Origin of the sequence: Chryseobacterium luquanense (assembly GCF_026460945.1) — a bacterium.
Classification (GTDB): Bacteria; Bacteroidota; Bacteroidia; order Flavobacteriales; family Weeksellaceae; genus Chryseobacterium; species Chryseobacterium luquanense.
In genome coordinates, this window is sequence record NZ_JAOVZV010000001.1 from 209526 (window position 1) to 229410 (window position 19885).

At 32.2% G+C, this 19885-nt stretch carries 16 protein-coding genes, 1 tRNA gene and 1 pseudogene; 12 read left to right on the forward strand and 6 right to left on the reverse strand.

Features of this window, described 5'->3' with window-relative positions:
- Positions 1 to 450: 450 nt before the first annotated feature.
- Both OEA66_RS01040 and OEA66_RS01045 read right to left on the reverse strand, forming a co-directional pair.
- Positions 451 to 1035 (reverse strand): hypothetical protein, encoded by a 585-nt coding sequence (locus OEA66_RS01040; protein ID WP_267279605.1) that lies wholly within the window; start codon positions 1033 to 1035, stop codon positions 451 to 453.
- A 59-nt stretch (positions 1036 to 1094) separates the two neighbouring features.
- Positions 1095 to 2345 (reverse strand): erythromycin esterase family protein, encoded by a 1251-nt coding sequence (locus tag OEA66_RS01045; protein WP_267279606.1) that lies wholly within the window; start codon positions 2343 to 2345, stop codon positions 1095 to 1097.
- 1142 nt (positions 2346 to 3487) lie between these two features.
- On the opposite strand from OEA66_RS01045, the gene OEA66_RS01050 reads away from it, so the two are divergent.
- The 8 genes and pseudogenes from OEA66_RS01050 to OEA66_RS20490 form a co-directional block, all read left to right on the forward strand.
- A complete protein-coding gene (locus OEA66_RS01050) occupies positions 3488 to 4228 on the forward strand; it encodes a hypothetical protein (RefSeq protein WP_267279607.1) in 741 nt (246 codons plus the stop codon).
- A 1-nt stretch (position 4229) separates the two neighbouring features.
- Positions 4230 to 9050 carry a leucine-rich repeat protein gene (locus OEA66_RS01055; RefSeq protein ID WP_267279608.1) on the forward strand — a complete coding sequence of 1607 codons (4821 nt, stop codon included), beginning with the start codon at positions 4230 to 4232 and terminating at the stop codon, positions 9048 to 9050.
- A 10-nt stretch (positions 9051 to 9060) separates the two neighbouring features.
- A complete protein-coding gene (locus OEA66_RS01060; RefSeq protein WP_267279609.1) occupies positions 9061 to 9261 on the forward strand; it encodes a hypothetical protein in 201 nt (66 codons plus the stop codon).
- Between the two features lie 1050 nt (positions 9262 to 10311).
- On the forward strand, positions 10312 to 10482 hold the full coding sequence (locus OEA66_RS20485; protein WP_375379288.1) for a conjugal transfer protein TraO: 171 nt from the start codon (positions 10312 to 10314) through the stop codon (positions 10480 to 10482).
- A gap of 116 nt (positions 10483 to 10598) precedes the next feature.
- Positions 10599 to 10847, forward strand: a complete 249-nt coding sequence (locus tag OEA66_RS01065; protein WP_267279610.1) for a DUF8832 domain-containing protein — start codon at positions 10599 to 10601, stop codon at positions 10845 to 10847.
- Between the two features lie 136 nt (positions 10848 to 10983).
- Positions 10984 to 11235 (forward strand): GNAT family protein, encoded by a 252-nt coding sequence (locus tag OEA66_RS01070; RefSeq protein ID WP_267279611.1) that lies wholly within the window; start codon positions 10984 to 10986, stop codon positions 11233 to 11235.
- 200 nt (positions 11236 to 11435) lie between these two features.
- The gene (locus OEA66_RS01075) at positions 11436 to 11630 is read left to right on the forward strand and encodes a hypothetical protein (protein WP_139255430.1); all 195 of its coding nucleotides are present in this window, start codon (positions 11436 to 11438) and stop codon (positions 11628 to 11630) included.
- A pseudogene (locus OEA66_RS20490) lies at positions 11581 to 12369 on the forward strand (recombinase family protein); the annotation flags it as partial. The gene OEA66_RS01075 and the pseudogene OEA66_RS20490, both read left to right, overlap by 50 nt.
- Positions 12370 to 13094: 725 nt before the next feature.
- On the opposite strand, the gene OEA66_RS01080 reads toward OEA66_RS20490, so the two are convergent.
- The 4 genes from OEA66_RS01080 to holA all read right to left on the reverse strand — a co-directional run bounded on the left by OEA66_RS01080 (position 13095) and on the right by holA (position 16679).
- Positions 13095 to 13179, reverse strand: a tRNA-Ser gene (locus OEA66_RS01080).
- Positions 13180 to 13398: 219 nt separating this feature from the next.
- On the reverse strand, positions 13399 to 14340 hold the full coding sequence (gene trxB, locus OEA66_RS01085; protein ID WP_267279612.1) for a thioredoxin-disulfide reductase: 942 nt from the start codon (positions 14338 to 14340) through the stop codon (positions 13399 to 13401).
- Between the two features lie 118 nt (positions 14341 to 14458).
- On the reverse strand, positions 14459 to 15559 hold the full coding sequence (locus OEA66_RS01090; RefSeq protein WP_267279613.1) for a hypothetical protein: 1101 nt from the start codon (positions 15557 to 15559) through the stop codon (positions 14459 to 14461).
- A gap of 82 nt (positions 15560 to 15641) precedes the next feature.
- Positions 15642 to 16679, reverse strand: a complete 1038-nt coding sequence (holA, locus tag OEA66_RS01095) for a DNA polymerase III subunit delta (protein WP_267279614.1) — start codon at positions 16677 to 16679, stop codon at positions 15642 to 15644.
- A gap of 7 nt (positions 16680 to 16686) precedes the next feature.
- Here holA and OEA66_RS01100 point away from each other — a divergent pair, with 7 nt between their 5' ends.
- The 4 genes from OEA66_RS01100 to OEA66_RS01115 all read left to right on the forward strand — a co-directional run bounded on the left by OEA66_RS01100 (position 16687) and on the right by OEA66_RS01115 (position 19869).
- Positions 16687 to 17118, forward strand: coding sequence for a type I restriction enzyme HsdR N-terminal domain-containing protein (locus OEA66_RS01100; protein ID WP_267279615.1), 432 nt, complete (start codon positions 16687 to 16689; stop codon positions 17116 to 17118).
- 125 nt (positions 17119 to 17243) lie between these two features.
- Entirely contained in the window at positions 17244 to 17543 is a 300-nt protein-coding gene (locus tag OEA66_RS01105) for a hypothetical protein (protein WP_267279616.1), read from the forward strand.
- A gap of 30 nt (positions 17544 to 17573) precedes the next feature.
- Positions 17574 to 18185: an HAD family hydrolase gene (locus tag OEA66_RS01110; RefSeq protein WP_267279617.1), complete on the forward strand. Its 612-nt coding sequence runs from the start codon at positions 17574 to 17576 to the stop codon at positions 18183 to 18185.
- A 136-nt stretch (positions 18186 to 18321) separates the two neighbouring features.
- Positions 18322 to 19869, forward strand: a complete 1548-nt coding sequence (locus OEA66_RS01115) for a T9SS type A sorting domain-containing protein (RefSeq protein ID WP_267279618.1) — start codon at positions 18322 to 18324, stop codon at positions 19867 to 19869.
- The last annotated feature ends 16 nt before the right edge of the window (positions 19870 to 19885 follow it).

A 19885-nucleotide genomic window follows, 5' to 3' on the forward strand; every position in this document is an offset into this window, starting at 1 on the left:
TTTTTTTATAATTATCAAAAGATAAATCTACTTCCTCTCCAGTAAATAGGAAAACTGTCATTTTGTAAACTCCCGGGATGAGAAAATTTCTCTCTTCTAAATCTTGGGTGTAATAAATAAAATTATATGCGTCATTATACAACAGTTCAAATATAACAAAAGCGACATGCAAAAACTTCCGCTCCGCTTTTGGCAATAACAGGTTGAAATAATCTTCTGTATGTCTGCCTTTGTAAGTTAGTGTATCTAAAAAATTACAATCATTTTATATATTCATATAAATAAATCTATCAGCACGAAGAAATTTCTGTGGAGGAATGCATAATTCCTATCAGCGTTCTTGAGTCAAAATAATTTTACTAAAGTTTGCTTTGATTTTACGTATAAAAAACTTCATCGTATTCTGTGGAGGTTTTTTTGAAAAATTTTTATTATTGACTTTATTATTGCTTAGTTTGCGTTTCTTTTCTCTAATAAAGGCAAAACAATCCTTTTTACCATCGGTTTATCATCTTTCCAATCGGGATCATCCTTAGAGTCTTTCCAATTTGTTACCAATTGTACCTCTCCTTTTCGGTTTAGGAGGATAAATTTTGACATATCATCGATATTTTCAAATTGCGCAGGAGTAATTTTTTTAAGAAACTCTTTATATTTTTTTGATCTCCCTCTACTTTCTATATCTTTAATAACAAGAATTTTTGCATCAGGATAGGTCTCCAAAACCATGTCTCTTGATTGCTTGGTGAAATTATTGTTTTCTTGATCGACCAACAAAACATAAAGATCAACATTATAAAATTTCTGTATGACGAAAAAAGTAGGTATATGATAGATGCAGGGCTTACACCAACTTGCAAAGGTAAAAAACAACGTATTGGGTTGGTATGAATTTTCAGCTAAACACCTCACATCACCAGCCGTTACTGAGTAAATATTTTCGTAATGTGACTGTTGTAATTTGCATTTTTCAATAGGTGTTTGTGAGAATACTAATGAAAATCCAACTAGGAAAAAGGGTATTATTTTTAACATTATATATGATCGTTTTTTCAGATTAATCGATATCTTTTTTATACCATACATTATTTTGATTAGTACTTGCTTAATAACTTGGAAGCAGTTGATTTTTTGATAAAAATAATATAATCAAAATCTTCTGAAATATTCCCGGACTTAAAATCCTTTTTATGTACTGCTGCTCCTACTGTTCGATAATTAATTTTGGTTAGGAGCTTTTGTGCGAGTTTATTGTTCTCTTTTTTGATATTTTTTAAATCTAAAATAAATATTGGAATATCAAATGAGTTTAATAATTCTTCCAAAGAGTTTTTAGAATTTTTCTCTAAATTAATGGGTTTTACGTTTTCATCTTTCAAATCAACAACAGAATGAAAACCTTCATAGAATAATGTCCCGCAATTGATGTAATCATCCTTCAATTTTTCTTTCAGAAATTTACCGGTTTCTTCTCCTGTTTTTTTAATGTGCTCATTGTGTGCCCACAAAACAAAAACTGATTCAGGATATTTGTTTTTAAGCCATAAAATATTTTCTGCCATATATCTATTTCTGTCCAAATAGCTATTATATAGATATTGATTCAAAAGAGTTAGATGCTGTAAGAACCAAGATTTATCATCTTCATCGGATATACTTGAAGAAAATGCTTTAATTTTATTTAATCTGGTTAAAGATTCACTCTGTATACGTTTCTTTTCCAGAAGTTGATTTTTTGGAAGCTTATTAAAATCACTTAAATTCTGGCTTAAAACAAGTAAATCATCAATAGGAATCTTATATTTATCTAATAAAATTTTTAGTTGAACCATTGATCCGATATAAGTGGTATTATCAAATCCAGTAAAGCGTATTTTTTGAGTGTTTTTATCATTGGTTTGTTTCATCCATTCAATCATACTTAAAATTTCATCGGTCTGATAAATCCATGACTTAATATTCATCAGATATTCTTTTCCGGTCTTATTACCGTTGATAATGTATTCATTGAGCAGGAAAGAATTTGGCATGGATGCTTCTATAGAGAATATTCCAACATGATTTCTTTGTAAAATATAACGGGTTAATTTGTCTTTTATTTTAAAAATTTCGCTTGAGCCGTGTGATGCTTCTCCTAAACCAATAATTTTTACATTCGAGAAAAATCGATTAAAAACTAAAGAATCTTCTTTGAAACCAATTTCCGGTTCATAAGAATGCAGAGGAAAAACAAAATTTCTTAGATAGTCTTTTTCATTCTGATCAATTAAAAGATCTTGATTTGCAGACTGTGAGTGTAGTGTCTTTGCTAGCAATAGGATAACAAATAAAACTATTTTTTTCAATGTAAATATTTTCATTTAATTTTTAAGTACTTATTATAATTGTTTTTTGAAACTAAATTTTTATAACAGTTTGAAAGTTGGCGAAATGGCGAAAATCTAAGCACAAATGTTCAGTTTTATACAAAGGTTAAATCGAAGAACTGCCTTAGCTTTCCACTGAGTCCGTCATTTTTGCCAAACTACTTTAGCGTTTCGTTTTCTTTTTTTTTTCGCTCGTAACGCAGTTGTGTCAATCCCGTCTCAAATCTTTTTACTTCGATAAATTTAAGTATTTCATCAGGTATTCCGTCTTTAAAAATTCTAGTTCCATTTTGATTGCAGAATTGATTTTAAATTCTCTGCATTTGAATATCTCTTATTTTGTTTACAATATCAGAAGTTAAATTTTCATACAATATTTCAAAATAATATAGACAAGGTCCACTTAAACTTTTTAGTTCCGAAAATATTGCGTTATACTTTTATGATTTTTAATGTCAATAAAATTAAAATCTTCTAAGTCAGTGCAGTTTAAATAAAATTCTTTGGTGCTTTTTGTTCCATCTTCTGCTATGTTCTGAAAAAGGCAAAATTGATTTTCTGCTTATTCCTTTAATTATTTCTTCCATACTTTTTTCTTTCAGCGGATTTTTTCTACGATTGCCGCTAACTTTTGTTTTTACGCATTTTGTCAATCAAACCAATATGATGTTCACAAGTCCATTTATGGTACTAATATAAAATATTATTTTGATGAATTGATTATTAGTTCGCACCGTCTTATTTCGGTTAAAAATACTTATTACTGCAATTACAGGATAGCGAGGTTAAAAAACTTTTACAAGAGCCAAAAAACAATGAAATTTGAACTCTAAAGAATTTGAATGATCATTGGATTCAAAAAAGTATACCAAGAAAACAGTATTGAAAAATGTAAATGTATGTAGTCTATTTAAAATAAAATTACAAAAAAACATTTCGTAAATATATGTTTTTTAAGGTACAACCATATTAATAATTCACCAATTGAGAGTACGATAAAAGAGTACGGAAATCAACAGTTGCTCAAAAAAAATAGAATTCTATTTAATTACATTAAGTCTATTCTTAATAGACTTTCCCTCAAATTATCAATTTTATAAAACTAATTTTCAATAACAATAATGAAAGTACCATTAAAAACAATTTTTAGCTGGTTTGAAAAGGGTGATATGCCCACAGAAGATCAATTTCAGCAGACCTTTTCTTCATTCCGTCATTTAGATGAAAATATCAAGATGGATGAGGTAATGGGTTTAAATGAAACTTTTCAAAAAACGGTATCCAGCACAACTTTTACAAATCATATACAAGATGAAAACGCACATCATGTAGTGCTCGCAAAACTTAATGCATCCAATCTTTCTGCTAGAAATGTAGAAGAATGGAAAGAAAAATTAAAAATCAAACTAGCAGCCACGATAGACGATGGTGAAGAGACCGGAAATGTCTATACAAAGGAGCAAATCGAGGTAATTGTAAATATTCTTCAGGCAAAGGATAATGAAATGCTTGAGCTGATTGCAAAAATCAACAAAATACTAGATTCTAATGATGATGATCTTGATGAACTTCAGGAAATCGTAGACTATATCAAAGAAAACAGGGAGCAGATAGAATTGCTTAAAGGTTCAGGAGTAAATTTTTCATTTGGAGGAATTTTAAGGCCTACTGATCATATTATTGTTAAGCCGGGTTCATCAAAATGGTTTTGGGCAGGGAGTGGAGTCTACGAAAATGCTTCAGGAGTTACAATTGAAAATTTCGGGATAATTTCCTTTGACGGTTTTGTTTGGTCTGTTCTTGAGGTTAATATGCCTGGAGGTGGAGCAGATGGTTTTATTGATTTAACACAAGAAGATTAAAATGAGATATACAGGAAGAATTTATTTCACAAATTATGAAAGATCAGATAAAGAAGTTGCAGATAATTTCATTTATCCCGTCATGTTCTTCATTAAAAATGAAGATGGAAAAATCATTAAGCAGATCGCATATTCAGCTTTAGGAGAAAAGTCAGAAAGTGAATATGGAACTGGTGGTGGGGGAAGCGGAGGCGCCAATGGAATTGTTTTCCGCGCAAAATCTGAAATACCCGCATCGTTCGTAAGATCATTTGGAAGTGAAGTTAAAATAGTTTTTTCGTGGTCATCCATTGATAGCGTTGATGGTAGTGAGACTGGCGGGGGAACTGCGAGTATTTTAAAAGGAAACACGATCTTATTTAATAAAAACATTGATCAGGGAGTCAATGAGATAGATATCACGTCATCTATTTTGGCGGGAGATAATACCATTACTCTCAGTATAACGGACAGTTATGGAAATAACAGAAAATTAAAATATGATATTCAAACAATAGCACTTGCTTTAAGTACTACATACGACAAGACCACTATTAATTCGGAACCAATCATTTTCCGGTATATCCCAACCGGAAATGTTGAGAAGACGATTCATTTCAAATTAAATGGATTGGATCTTCCGCCAGTAGTTACTTCAATTAATAACAAAGAGCTTCTTTATGAGATCCCTGCACAGTCGCACGGAGTTCATATTTTAGAAGCATATATGACTGCTGATTTATCCGGTGAAGTCATCGAAAGTAATCATGTTTTTACGGATATTATCTGCGTTGTGGCAGGGAATTTAACGCCTTTAGTTTCGTCAGCAAATAATGTTGTGGCAAATCAATACTCTCCAGCTTCAATTGAATATCTGGTTTATTCACCATCGTCAAATTATAGCGATGTTGATATTTTGGTCGATGGAGTGAAGGTTTCTGAATTATTGGTGAATAGAAGTTTGCAGAAGTTCACCTATACATTTACGTACTCAGGTGCGCACACTGTAACTTTTAAATGTGGCAATGTCACGAAAAATACTTCAGTAGTTGTAACTGCTTTCGATATTCAAGTTGAAGCCGAAACGTTAGGCTTGGAATTATTTTTAAGCAGTCGAAACAGAAGCAATTCAGAGATTAACAAAAACGAGTGGAAATACAAAAACCTGTCATGTACTCTTACTGATTTTGATTTCAGCACCAATGGGTGGGTTCAAGATTCAAAGGGTTCTGTGGCGCTTAAAGTGAGCGGAAATGCAAGGGTAGAGATTCCTTTTAAAATATTTGATAACGATTTTAAAACAGGTGGTAAAACATTAGAATTTGAATTTTCAACTTCAGATATTAAAAACAGTGACAGTACAATTCTTTCTTGCAAAAATGGAAATGTTGGATTTGTTGCTACATCAAATTCGTTTTCGTTCAGTTCTGAGCAGGATGGAACTTCAATTTTTTTCAAAGAAGAAGAAAGAATTCGTGTAAGTGTAGTCGTTACAAAGGTTGCAGATCAAAGATTGGTATTTGTGTATATCAACGGAATTATATCTTCATTATATCAGTATAATTCATTAGACAGCTTTTTACAACAAGCTCCTCAAAACATTACCATTGGAAGCAGTGATTGCAATATTAATCTATATAATATTAGGGTTTATAATAATAATCTAAACGCCGATCAGATGTTGTCGAATTTCATTGCTGACATGGATAATCTGGTTGAAAAAGTCAACATTTACGAGAGAAATAAATTGTACGATGCGTTCGGAAATTTGTCCTACGATAAATGTTTACAATCAATTCCATGCTTAACCATTGTTGGAGATCTGCCAACTTATAAAGGTGATAAAAAAACTATTGTAGGGGAATACCAAAATGCTCAAGATCCTGCAAAATCATTTTCGTATGTAAATGCGAGTGTTGATGTTCAGGGTACATCTTCTCAGTATTATCCCCGAAAAAACTTTAAAATCAAATTTAATGGAGGATTTAAAAATGGCGAATTAGTTTCTTCCAAGTATAAGCTTCGTGATAACTCATTAGCTGAAAAGACATTTACTTTTAAAGCCGATTTTATGGAGTCTTCAGGTTCTCACAACATTGGTTTGGCAAGGCTTGCACAAGATTCTTTGAATCAGTTAGGCTACTTAGTGCCTCCACAGTTAGTGGATTCTAATATTAGAACCACAATGGACGGTTTTCCGATGCTTATTTTTCACCGTGCTACACCAGATTCTGAGCGTGTTTTTCTCGGAAAATATAATTTCAATAATGATAAATCGAATGAAGCAACAACGGGTTTTACAGGTGGTCAGGAATGCTGGGAATTTTTAAACAATACGTCAGATAATACATTATTTATTGCTACAGATTTTCAAAGCTTAGACGGAAATGGTAAGCATTTATGGAAAAATGATTTTGAGGGAAGGTATCCGGAAGATAATGAAGATACTTCGAATCTTGAAGCTTTACATGCATGGATCGTGAGTTGCAAAAATGATCCTGCAAAATTCAAAACCGAGGCTCAAGATCATTTTAATATTCAGTTTTTACTGTTTTATTATGTATTCACTGAGTTTTTCGCAATGGTCGATCAGCGCGCAAAAAATATGATGTTTGCCATGTATCCGGACGCGGAAGGAAATAATCGTTGGTACCCGATTTTTTATGATAATGATACGGTTTTAGGCCTTAATAACGAAGGCCACAATGTTTATGATTATTGGGCAGAGGCGCACGATCAGGTTGGTAGTGGTTTTGTTTGGAACGGTGCCTTATCGGAGCTTTGGAAATTGGTTGAAGTTGCATTTGATACTGAGATCACCGCATTATATCAACAAATGAGAACTTCAGGAATTTTAACGTATGATAAGTGCAACACTTATTTTAACACATTAGAATCTGACAAATGGGCGGAAAGTATTTTTAATGAAGATGCGAAATATAAATATATAGATCCTTTGATTGTTGCTGGGAACGGAAGTTACTTATACACTGCACAAGGCTCAAGAAAATCACACAGGAATTATTGGTTATTAAATAGATTCAGATATATGGACGGAAAGTATGACACGTCTACTTTCTCATCTGATTATATCACGATGAGACTTTATACACCTTCTGGCACGCCTGCAGTTCCTAAAAATGCTAATTTTTTGCTAACTGCTCAAAAAGACGGGTATACGAAAATTAAGTTTGGTTCTTACATCAATAGGGCACGATTGCGAAAAAATGTTGCATCCTTAGTTCAAGCTCCGGCTATTACTTTTAACGATACAGAAACCATTATTTATGGTGCATCTGCAATTAAAGATCTTGGAGATTTGTCAGGAAAGTATCTTGGTACTTTAGATGTTTCAAAAGCGACGAATTTGTCAAAATTACGAATAGGAAGTCAAATTTCCGGTTATTCAAATCAAAATTTGAGAAACTTGTTTATTGGTAATAATACAATTTTGGAAGAATTGGATGTAACTAATTGTCCAAATCTAAAACAGTCAATTGATTTAACTGCTTGTACAAGTATTAAAAGAGTTTCTGCTGCAGGAACAGGGATATCTTCTGTATTGTTGCCTAAAGGTGGTTTACTTGTCGCTTTAACGCTTCCTTCTACAGCAAGTACTCTGATTTTGGACAATCAGAAATTTATTAAAAATTCTGATTTAATTTTTACGCCAACTTCCATTAGAACACTTGTTATAAAGGATTGCCCTTTAATTAATGTGAATAATATTGTTTCTTCTTTAAAAGATGTAAGTCGATTAAGGGTTAATAATCTAACTGGTAGTAGTGCTTCGAGTGAGACTTTTTTTCCAATAATTAATGCTAAAGGTATTGATGATTCGGGTAACACAACGCCTCATTCTGTAGTTGAAGGAACATGGAACTTTACTACTATATATCAAGAAGATAAAGATTTCATGGAAGCCAATTGGCCTGACTTTCATTTTACATTTTCAAATGTTGCCACTTTCATTCAAATTTCGAGTGCAACCAGGAAAGCTACATTATTAAATGTCTTTGATACCAACGGTGATGGAGAACTCAGTTTTGCGGAAGCAAGAGCTGTTACCAATATTCCTGCTGACACTTTCAACAAATCTGTTAATATCTCGAGAGATCTTTCTTACAGTTTTGATGAATTTAGATTTTTCACGAATGTGGAGACGATTGGAGATCGTGCGTTTAAATCAAATAGTTTGACAAGCATTATTTTTCCGCCGAACATAAAGAAAATAGGTTCTGAAGCATTTTACTTTAATTCTTTTTCCACTATCGTAGGAAACTTTGATAAGATTGAAGAGTTGGGAGATTCTCCATTTTACGGAAAATATTTAGACATTAATCTGTTTAAAAATGTTAAAACTTATACAGAAAATTCATTTCGATATCTGTATCCGAGAGCGGGGAAATATAGCCTTCCTTATATCACGAGAATTTTCAATGGCATGCTTAGCAATAACATAGATTTTCAGAATGTTGAAGAAGGTGTCACCAATCTTGTTGATGTTTCGGGTTCCACAAGTTTAGAAAGAATAGACTCATATGGAATTGCTATTAGGATGCGTTCGGGTGAAGATGTAATGACGATTATACTTCCTGCTTCAATTAATTATCTGGAGAATTACTGCCTACCAGTTAATGCCAGTGTAGGGCAGCAAGGTGTTACAAAAGTAATAGTAAAAGTTTTGGCAACGACACCTCCAATATTAATAGGACCTAACATTGTTGCTGACGGGATTATTATTGATAAAGTAGAAATTCATGTACCCGCAGCAAGCATTTCTGCTTATAAAACTGCAACAAACTGGAGCTATTTTGCCGCAAAAATTTATCCGATAACATAATAATAAAAATATGACACAGACAGACAATATAATTAAAGCAGAGCCGGGAAAATGTTTTAGAAGAAAAATAGACGGGGTTATTTTCGATGATGAAATCTATTTAGGAACTACCTACTATCTCGATGGAATAAAGCTCGAAAAACCAATTCACGAAAACCCTGATGATTTTGAAGAAATTGACATCGAGGTTCAAACAGAAGAAATTAATTAAACGATGATAAATTTTATTAATTATTTCTCGACCAGAAATTTATAACTAGTCCTGACAATATGATAAAGATCTTAGGACAAAAATAAATAATTAAACCGGAGCAGAAACTTTTTTGCTCCGGTTTTTTTTTTATAGCATCTTAATTTTATAACAGACTGGTTGTGCATTTGGTTGGAAAATTGTTCGGATTTTAATATGATTAATTAATTTAAAATTATCTTTATATAAAAAATAGTTGCCGGCTTTTTCCGATTAAACTTCTTGTTTTTATAGATAACAGCTCATCATTTTCTGGATCTAAAATGTGAGAATATAAATCAATTTCAAAATTCTCATCAATAAATGGAACAATTATTCTATAGGAATCTCAACCAATAATAGTATGTAAAAATTATCAAACTCAATGAAGAAAACTAAGGACAATTTCTGTTGAAAGAAGTTAATACGTTCAATTAATGAATCAGAAAAATAAAGGTAGTGTCTTAATAAAAATAATTTTTGTAAAAATTTAGTTGAGATTAGTCGCGTACCAACTCTCTTTTTATTGCGAAGCAAGGCTTTCTACATTATTAATCATTGAAGAGTTTTAACTTTCTTGATATGTTATTCATCTGAATATTTACAATCAAATTTTAATTGAACAATTTCCTTTGAAACAATCCTATTTTCTATAGCAAATGTATTCCGTTGTTCCTGCTGGAAAAAATCTTTTTGGGTATCCGTAATCAGAGATTCAGAACCTCCGCAAAAATATTTCAAGCTTTATCAATGTGCTTTCTTATTGTTTTCAAGGAATTGTCTGCCTGAATGGTAATCTTCATAGAAAAGTCAGAAACCTCACATGATGCAAATGCAGTTCATTGAAATTTTGAAGTTTCGGATGATAGACTGGTATCTGCCAAAGTGTGTGAAATCAATAAAATAATAGATGATTGCTTTATAATTTTATTTTATGAAACTGCCACATGAACTAGAGGATGAATATGTAAAAGATGTTCTCTAAACCATTCCTTAGAAAACCTTCCTGATGAAGAATGGAAGCCGATTGAACTGCTTAACGAATCTTCCTTGATTTATGGCGGAAGTGGAAAACTTAGTATTGAAGTATATCTGTCTGATCGCATTGTTTTTATTGCTTCTGGAAAAGCAAAGTTATTATGGAACACCTTATTTGAAAATATAAGACCTTCGGCAGGTCCTGGAATTCGGTTTAATTTATAAAAGAAACATAATGAAAAATATCATCAAAACAGCAAAATGTGTTTTAAGCATTTCATATGTCATTCCAATTTTATTATTGACAGAACTGAGCTTATCATCATGTTTCTCAGGATGAATTGGAAGTTCAACAAAATTACCCATTCGAAGTTTCCAGTAAGACAGGCAAAGAATTTCTGCCTATTCATCCGGTATCCGACAGCCGTTTCCCGATTTTTGCACAAACACATATCGAAAAAGCGGGCCTTTACAGGATATGGCCACAGTTTAAAATTGATGGAAAAGTGCATACAGCAGATTTTACCGTTGATGTAACCGAAGGGAAAAAAGGTGATAACGAAGAAAAGTCGCATTCACATCATCATTAAAAAGTTTAATTTTGGATGTTGAATAGTAATACAGCATTTTAAATGAGAATAATATCAGTTAGGCAAAATCCCGAATACAAAGAAAAAGCGATAAAGTACTTGCAAGAAAGTTGGTCAGAAATTTCTCCAATCATTTATGAAGATTGCATTTCAAACAGTATTCAGGCCACACAGTCTTTACCACAATGGTATCTGCTTGAAAAAGAGGGAGAATACATTGTTGAATTTTTCAATTGAAAAAATGAATGTCAAAAAATTTGATGTAAATGAACAAAACGAACAAGCAGTAGATTTTTACAAAAAATGTGGTTTTGAAACAACAAGTCGTTCAGAATTAGATTCCTCTGGGAAACCATATCCAACTTTACATATGGAATTAATAAACTAACTACTGCAAACAAAAAACTTAGCGAAAGTTCTTATTATAATTCTAAGAAATAACTTGTCAGTTAATGTTGGAAATTGTCTTGTATGGTAAAGCCATTCAATACCTAACATTGACTCTATAATGCCATACTCAGTGCAAGTATCATTTTTCTAAGTATGTTAGATATCTACTATGGATTTCTAACATAAATTTATGGATCAATGGAAAGAAATAATGATAAAAAAGATAACTCTTTTATTGAAAAAAATATTTTAACCTTCGAACAGAAAAAAGAAGAGGAGAAAGAGGAACTGTTAAATAAGCTGATTGTAAGAATAATTGTTTCTATAACCTTAAAAGAATATTATGAAACGTGCGATAAGATATCTAAGATTCAGTCAACTGGGACAAAGTAATGGGTCTATTGAAAGGCAAGAGCTGTATACAGATCAATGGTTAGCATTTAATGATGTAACACTAGTGGATACATTTATTGACAGAGGTAAAAGTGCAAGGACATTTGATCGCCCTGATTTTAACAAATTAAGAGAGTTCATCACAAAGCATCACAGCTCAGTAGATTATCTTTTGGTTGACCAACTTGATAGGTTTAGTCGAGATGCTGGTGAAGCGATGAGTTTAGTGAAACTTTTACAACAAAAATACAATATCCAAATTGTTAGTGTTACAGAGGGCATTACCTTCGATTATAATACTCCTGGAAGTTTTTTCCGCGCAGGTCTACAATTGCTTTTAGCTGAAGAGGATAACATCAACAGAAGCATAAAAGTAAAGGGTGGAATTTATACTGCAAAAGCAAAAGAAGGTCGTTTTGTATATAAAAACGCACCATTCGGCTATGTCAAGCAAGGTGAAAGAAAGGATAGAAAATTAGTAATTAATGAAGCAGAAGCAAAAATAGTTCGTTTTATTTATGATTCATACTTGGGAGGTACGCCATTATATCTAATAAAAGAAAATGCTCTGAGTATGGGTTTTAATAGAAAAGGGAATATGGCTGTGGAAAGAGTTTTAAGTAATCCTGTATATGCAGGCTTCTTAAAAGTTGAATCATACAAAGAGTATGCTGGAGGTCTGTTTCCGGGTATTCACGAACCGATAATAAATTTGCTCACGTGGAAAATTGTTCAGGAGAAGATGAAACGCCCTTTGAAGATTAAATCTATAATAGATGATAATATACCACTTAGAGGCGTATTAAAATGTCATTGTGGGCAACCTTTATCCGGAGCACCTTCTCGAGGCAAAGCTGGTAGATACTATTACTATTATAAATGTAAACATTCGAAGCATAATAATATAAGTGCAATAAAGTCACATGAGCAGTTCTTAAAAATCTGTGATCTTATGAGTTTGCCGATCGAAAACATCAAAAAAATTAAATTATCATGTAGAAAATCGCTTGACTCAGAAGTAAAGGAGAATCAAATCGTCCTTAAAGAAAACCAAAAAAAATTATTAGAAACTGAGCAAAACTTATATTCATTAGAAGATAAGTGGATTAAAAATGATATTACAAAAGAAACTTTTGAAAGATGGTCAGATCTATACAACAATGAGATTAAAGTTTTGAACATTAGTATTGAGAGATTAAGTACTAATCAGAATAAAGCGTATAAAATCTTAGAGAAAAATCTCAAGTGCTTAAGTGACATAAGACAAATATATTCAAAGGCAAGTACAATAGAAAAAAGGGAATTTGTAAACTTAGTGTTCGACAGCAATCTTTATTATGAAAACGGTATCTATCGAACACCTACAATGCTTGGTATTTTCTCTCATAATTGTTTGAAAATGAAAGACAAAGGTCTTCTTGTGTATGAAAAAAAAAAGAGTCTTCGTATTGAAGACCCTTTCAGCGGAGAGAGAGGGATTCGAACCCCCGGACCTGTTACAGTCAATAGTTTTCAAGACTATCGCAATCGACCACTCTGCCATCTCTCCAAAAACATCGATTGTATCGTTGTTTTCAGTGGTGCAAATATAGAATGTTTTTAGATTCTGTCAAAATTTTTATTAAATAAATTTTAACAAAATATAATAATCAACTATAAATCAGGAGAATTATTTTTAAAATTATTCTTGATAAAAACGACAAATAACTTTTATAAAGCAAAAAAGCATCTCTTTCAAGATGCTTTAATATGTACAATGTGGAATTGATTAGTGTAATTCTGCCAAGTATTTTTCAGCATCCATTGCAGCCATACAACCGCTTCCGGCAGCTGTAATAGCTTGTCTGTATATATGATCCTGAACATCCCCTGCAGCAAAAACGCCAGGAAGGTTTGTTCTTGTCGAACCTTTTTCAGTTTCGATGTATCCATTTTCGTCCAAATCGATTTGACCTGCAAAAATATCTGTATTTGGCTTGTGACCGATTGCAATGAAAATTCCGTGAACGTCTACTGTAGATTTTTCCTGAGTTTGGTTATTGATAACAACCGCTCTTTCTACTAAATTGTTTTCACCTTCAATTCCAATCAGCTCATGATGAAATTTCACTTCAATATTCGGCGTGTTTTCCACTCTGTGAATCATTGCTTTTGAAGCTCTGAACTGATCTTTTCTTACGAGCATTGTTACTTTGTTTACCAATTTAGCCAGATAAGTCGCTTCTTCAGCTGCTGTATCTCCTGCTCCCACTACAACTACGTCTTTTCCTCTGTAGAAAAATCCGTCACACGTTGCACAAGCGGACACTCCTCCACCGTTATATTTTTTTTCGTCATCAAGACCTAGATATTTCGCAGTAGCTCCTGTAGAAATAATCACAGATTTAGCAAAAATTTCTTTGTTTCCGGCATATAATTTATGAACACCGCCAACTTCTTTTGAAAATTCCGCTTTGGTAATCAATTCATAATGAACTTTTGTGTCGAATCTTTCAGCTTGTTTCTGCAAATCCATCATCATTTCAGGACCTGTAATTCCAGCAGGATAACCTGGGAAATTATCAACTTCAGTAGTTGTCGTTAATTGTCCACCTGGTTCCAAACCTGTGTATAATTCAGGTTTAAGGTCTGCTCTTGCTGCATAAATTGCCGCTGTAAAACCAGAAGGACCAGATCCAACGATTACACAATCTAAAATATTTTGTTCCATAATTTATTTATCAATTTCAAGTGTGCTAATTTCGGAATTTTTAATGTTTTATTAAAAGAAAATTAATGATACTTGTCAATATTTAATATGTTAAAAGTCGATGAATGATAAACCGTTTTTAAACTTTTAAAAACTTCCTCAATTCAGAATTTATATTATTTTTACTCAAATTAAATGTTTTGAGACACTCCTCCACTGAATTTCCATTTTTGAAAACCGAAAACAGTTTTTCTTTACCAAATTTAGAAATAATCATTTCACACAAAACAGCTGAAACTACATAAGGAATTGGTGCTTCCTTTTCAAAATAAAGTCTTTCGTAGACATCTAAATGTTCAAAAGCATCAAAATCAGGATTTTCTGTGAGAAATTTCTTCAATTTTACTGTTTGCCATTGATAACCAAACTTTCCGCTTCCTCCAAAATAAGTGGCAATTCCTTCATCAAAAAATGGGTCTATCTTAGGGAAAAGTTTTGATGTATATAAATGAACAATTTCGTGTGTGTAATATTCTGAATTATTTCCCGAGATGACAATGTTGTAATCTTCAGCAAATCCACCAGATTTATCAGCGAACATCATAGGATGATAGTCAAATCCTTTCAATTTGAAAACTTCTTCGGGAGAAACTGTTGAATAGTAAAAGATGGGAAATCGTTCAGTGTCAAAAAATTCTGAAAGAAGTTTGATATCTGTTTTTTGTTTTTCAACTTCTTCCAAACTGTAATTTTTTGAGGGAGAAATATGATAGGTTATATTATCTTCATTCTTGATTTTCCAATTTCTTGTTGCGTAATCAATGTATTTACTAAAGAAAATTTTGTCCCCATTTTTTACGGCAATCATATTATAGATTGCTTTGATCAGATTAGATTTCGTGTCTTTATTATAGCCAATAAAAGCTAATTTTACAATTCTTTTATCTTCTTCGTGTGTTGGAATTATCTCCATTAATGACGGTTGATAAAATTTGTCTCCTAATTTTCCGCTTTCAATGCCAATAATTTCGTAATAAGGAGATTTGAATCTTTTAAAATCAGACTCAAGCCAGAATTTTGGATTCTGAGTCTCTAAAAATTCTCCGAGAGTTTTAATGATTTGAATATTAAAAGAATCTTGTTGGTCGACAGTCGGTGAAATTGATTTTATCTTGAATTGAGCATGCGACAACTGAAAAAACAGAATCAAAACAAAACACAGAAAATTTACTTTTAACATTGAGTTTAAAATTATTTAATAAATCATTATAAGTTTAAAAAGTTAAATAAAAGTTACTTGCAAGCAAAATTGACCATTACTTCTACACTTTCATTTTAATTTTATCCACGTTGATAATCTTGTACACCAATTCTTTAATAAGTTCGGCATCATTCATATTAACGGCTCCCAAACCTTTTCCTTTCATGTCGAATTCCCTCAAAATAGAAATGACACGGGTTGAATGTTTTAAAGGATACAATCTCGCAGCTTCCGCATAATCTTTGATAAAATAAGGATTGACTCCCATTTGAGAAGCAATTGCTTGTGGCGGTTGACCCACCATCGTGTTGTAAATAATCACATTCGAAAAATAGCTGTATAAGCTCGCCATCATCATCACAAACGGATTGTTTTTAGGATTTTTGCCCATAAAATGAGCAATTTTGAAAGCAGCATTTGCATTTTTTGTTCCTAAAGCTTTCTGAAGCTCAAAAACATTGTATTCTTTACTGATTCCGATGTGATTTTCAACAACGGTTCCGTCTAAAATTTGCCCATCTTTAAGAATAATCTTCAGTTTTCCGAGTTCGTTGGCAATTCTTGAAAGGTCATTTCCAAGATATTCTGCGAGAAGATGGGAAATATTCGGAGCGGTTTTTATACCTAATTTCATGCATTCATCGGCAATCCATTTCGGTAGATTATTTTCCCTTATCGATTCACTCAGAAAAAGTGCATTTGATTTATCTAAAGATTTCGTAACTTTTTTGCGGCTGTCTAATTTCTTGTGTTTGTACGCAAAAACCAAAACTGTGGATGGAACAGGATTTTCAACATACGCTTCCAAAGCTTTGCTTTCTTCATCATTCAGCTTCAAATCCTGTGCTTCTTTTACGATAATCACTTGTTTGTCACCCATCATCGGAAACTGTCGCGCCAAAGAGAGAATTTCCTGATAGGTTGTGTCTTTTCCGTAGGTTACGGTTTGATTGAAAGCTTTTTCGTCTTCCTCGAGAAAGTCGTGTTCAAGAGCTTTTATAGCAACATCAATAAAGTAAGGTTCTTCTCCGTGGAAAAAATAAATAGGTAATACTTCTTTATTTTTAATATTTTTGAGGATTAAATCTAATTCTTTCATCGTATAAATGGAACTTCCAAAACTGAACTTTCAGGAAACTTTTGATTTTAAATTCAAGAAAGACAAAGATAAGTTTTTTATTTATGACTTGGTTCGTAAAACTTACCTTTTGCTCACGCCTGAAGAATGGGTAAGACAGCATTGGATTCACTATTATCTTACTGTAAAGTCCTACTCTACCTCAGCTTTAATAACGGAAAAAAAAATCGTTTTGAATGGTTTAACGAAACGTATTGACCTTTTGATTACCGAAAAAGCACAGCCTAAAATTCTGATTGAATGTAAAGCTCCACAAATTAAATTAACAGAAAAAACCTTTGAGCAAACAGCAAGATATAATTCCATAATCGGTGCTTCTGAAATTATTTTAACGAATGGTTTACAGCATATTAATGCGTTTTATGAGAATGGACAATATCATTTTTATAGACCTGAATAATTTTTAGAATTACAGTTATTATTACAGACTATTAAATTTAATATTTAAGTAAAAACTTTAGCGATTATCACATTTAAATACTTCACAATTTGAACGATATACTACTGCAAAAATATGGTTTGACCATGCAAAAATCATCCAAGAAATTTCATGGAATTATTTCGGGAAATCCTATTGCTAATTACATTTATAATTATAGACATCCTGATGATGTGGATGACTTCATAGCTGACTTGGATTTAGCACTTTCTAGTAATTTTTCATTGATTGAAGATCCAGATTATGGAGGTGGTATGGGAAATTATTGGTTTGCACAGATAACTGAAACCCATTTTGAATTGTGGCAGGAAGGTTATGATAAAAAAATTATTCCATTACAAGATTGGAAAGAAATACTGTTGTCTTGGAAAGAATGTTTAGAATAATAATTAAAAGGTAAATAACATTTAGAAATTATGGAAATCAAAAATATCGTATTCGATTTTGGAGGCGTTTTAATGGATTGGAACCCAAGATATTTTTTCAAAACGTATTTTAATGATGACGAAAAAATGGAGTATTTCCTTGAAAATATAGCACAGGATGTATGGAATATCGAACAAGACAGAGGGAGAACTTTAGCAGAAGGAACTGAAATTCAAATTAAAAAATTTCCGGATTGGGAAAAAGAACTCCGAGCTTATTATGATAACTGGACAGTGATGTTAAAAAGTGATATTCCGCAAAATGTAGAAATTCTTAGAAAATTAAAAAACACTTCCTATCAACTATTTGGATTGACAAACTGGTCTGAAGAAACTTTTCCTTACGCTTTAGAAAACTACGATTTCTTTCAGTTATTTGACGGAAAAATTGTGGTTTCGGGAACTGAAAAATTAATTAAACCTGATCCTAAAATCTGGCAAGTTTTATTGGAGAGATATCAATTGGAAGCCAATGAATCTGTTTTCATTGATGATAATTTAAAAAATATTGAAATGGCACAAACTTTAGGTTTTAAAACTATTCACATTCAGCCTAAAACAAATTTGGAAGCTGAATTAAATAACTTGGGAATAAAACTTTAATAATCTCATTATTTTTTATTAATTAATTAAGAAAAATCCATTTTAAACCTCTATGATATAAAGTGTTATAAAAAATTTAATATGTATATTTAGATTTGTAAATTTTAATTAAAATAAAACATCAAAACAAAATACTATGAAATTTAAATTATTCTTTTTTCTCATATTAATTATTAATTTCAATAAAATTTGGAGTCAATCGCCATCGATACAATGGCAAAAATCTTTGGGTGGAAGTTTTAGCGATTATGGAAAATCTATCCGTCAAACCCAAGATGGAGGGTTTATACTAGCTGGATCAACTCAATCTAACAACGGAGATGTTACAGGACATCAGGGATCATTTGACTGTTGGATTGTCAAACTAAATATATCAGGAAATATTCAATGGCAAAAAACATACGGAGGAAGCGGTAGTGACGGAGCAAACTCTATTGAGCAAACTCAAGATGGAGGATATATTTTTGCCGGTTATACTTCATCCAATAATGGTGACGTTACGGGAAATCATAGTTCTAGTGATTATTGGGTGGTAAAACTAGATCCATCCGGAAATATACAATGGCAGAAATCTTTAGGAGGATACGGTTACGAGGAAGCTACCTCAGTACAAGAGACCTCAGATGGAGGTTACATTGTAGCAGGTAACTCTATGTCTACAGATACAATGGGAGATGTTATGGGAAATCATGGATTCTACGATTATTGGGTTGTAAAATTAAATTCATCAGGAAATATACAGTGGCAGAAAAATTTTGGAGGAAGCAGCTATGAATATGCAGGATCAATAAAACAAACTTTGGATAACGGATACATTATGGCAGGTAGCACAATTTCAAATAATGGAGATGTTTCACAAAATTTTGGACCCAGAGATTACTGGGTTATAAAATTAGACGCTTTTGGAAACTTACAATGGGAAAAATCATTAGGAGGAACTGGTGGAGATGAAGCTTTTGATGTTATACAAAATCAAGATGGAGATTATATTGTTTCGGGTTATGCTCAGTCAGACGGCCCGGTTCCAGATTCTATCGGATCTCGTGATTTTTGGATTGTAAAGCTTAATCCTATAGGCAATGTAATATGGCAGAAAAATTTTGGAGGAACAGCTTTAGATGGAGCGAGCTCTATCTATCAGACTTCTGATGGCGGATATATTGTTGGTGGATATACTCAGTCTACTAACGGTGATATTACCCAAAATTTCGGGAATACTGACTACTGGATTATAAAGTTAGATTCAGCGGGAAATTTACAGTGGCAAAAATCTTTAGGAGGAAGCAATGTTGATCAATTATATGCTGTGCAGCAAACTTCAGATAATGGATACATTATGATCGGAAATACTACGTCTTCTAACGGAAATATTACATTAAATCATGGGTCGGTTGATATTTGGGTCGTAAGATTAGGTTCAACTTTAGGAGTTGATGATTATAAAAATATTTTAAAACCGTCTATTTACCCAAATCCTGCAAAAGATTTTGTGAATATAAACAACCTTCCAAAAGAATCAACTGTGAGCATCACTGATTTATCAGGAAGAAAATTATTCTCTAATAAATATAATGATGAAAAAGTTACTATCTATTTACCAAATCTTATAAATGGAGTCTATTTAATTAAAGCTGAAAATAAAGGAACAACCATTTTATCGGAAAAATTAATTATAAAAAAATAAATGAAGATTATAATGC

Coding starts and splice junctions, on each gene's coding strand:
- OEA66_RS01075 (WP_139255430.1), top strand. CDS start 11,436: ATGGAAAGAAATAATGATAAAAAAGATAACTCTTTTATTGAAAAAAAT.
- OEA66_RS01040 (WP_267279605.1), bottom strand. CDS start 1,035: ATGTTAAAAATAATACCCTTTTTCCTAGTTGGATTTTCATTAGTATTC.
- OEA66_RS01115 (WP_267279618.1), top strand. CDS start 18,322: ATGAAATTTAAATTATTCTTTTTTCTCATATTAATTATTAATTTCAAT.
- holA (WP_267279614.1), bottom strand. CDS start 16,679: ATGAAAGAATTAGATTTAATCCTCAAAAATATTAAAAATAAAGAAGTA.
- trxB (WP_267279612.1), bottom strand. CDS start 14,340: ATGGAACAAAATATTTTAGATTGTGTAATCGTTGGATCTGGTCCTTCT.
- OEA66_RS01100 (WP_267279615.1), top strand. CDS start 16,687: ATGGAACTTCCAAAACTGAACTTTCAGGAAACTTTTGATTTTAAATTC.
- OEA66_RS01110 (WP_267279617.1), top strand. CDS start 17,574: ATGGAAATCAAAAATATCGTATTCGATTTTGGAGGCGTTTTAATGGAT.
- OEA66_RS01105 (WP_267279616.1), top strand. CDS start 17,244: ATGCAAAAATCATCCAAGAAATTTCATGGAATTATTTCGGGAAATCCT.
- OEA66_RS01050 (WP_267279607.1), top strand. CDS start 3,488: ATGAAAGTACCATTAAAAACAATTTTTAGCTGGTTTGAAAAGGGTGAT.
- OEA66_RS01070 (WP_267279611.1), top strand. CDS start 10,984: ATGAAGATTGCATTTCAAACAGTATTCAGGCCACACAGTCTTTACCAC.
- OEA66_RS01090 (WP_267279613.1), bottom strand. CDS start 15,559: ATGTTAAAAGTAAATTTTCTGTGTTTTGTTTTGATTCTGTTTTTTCAG.
- OEA66_RS01060 (WP_267279609.1), top strand. CDS start 9,061: ATGACACAGACAGACAATATAATTAAAGCAGAGCCGGGAAAATGTTTT.
- OEA66_RS01055 (WP_267279608.1), top strand. CDS start 4,230: ATGAGATATACAGGAAGAATTTATTTCACAAATTATGAAAGATCAGAT.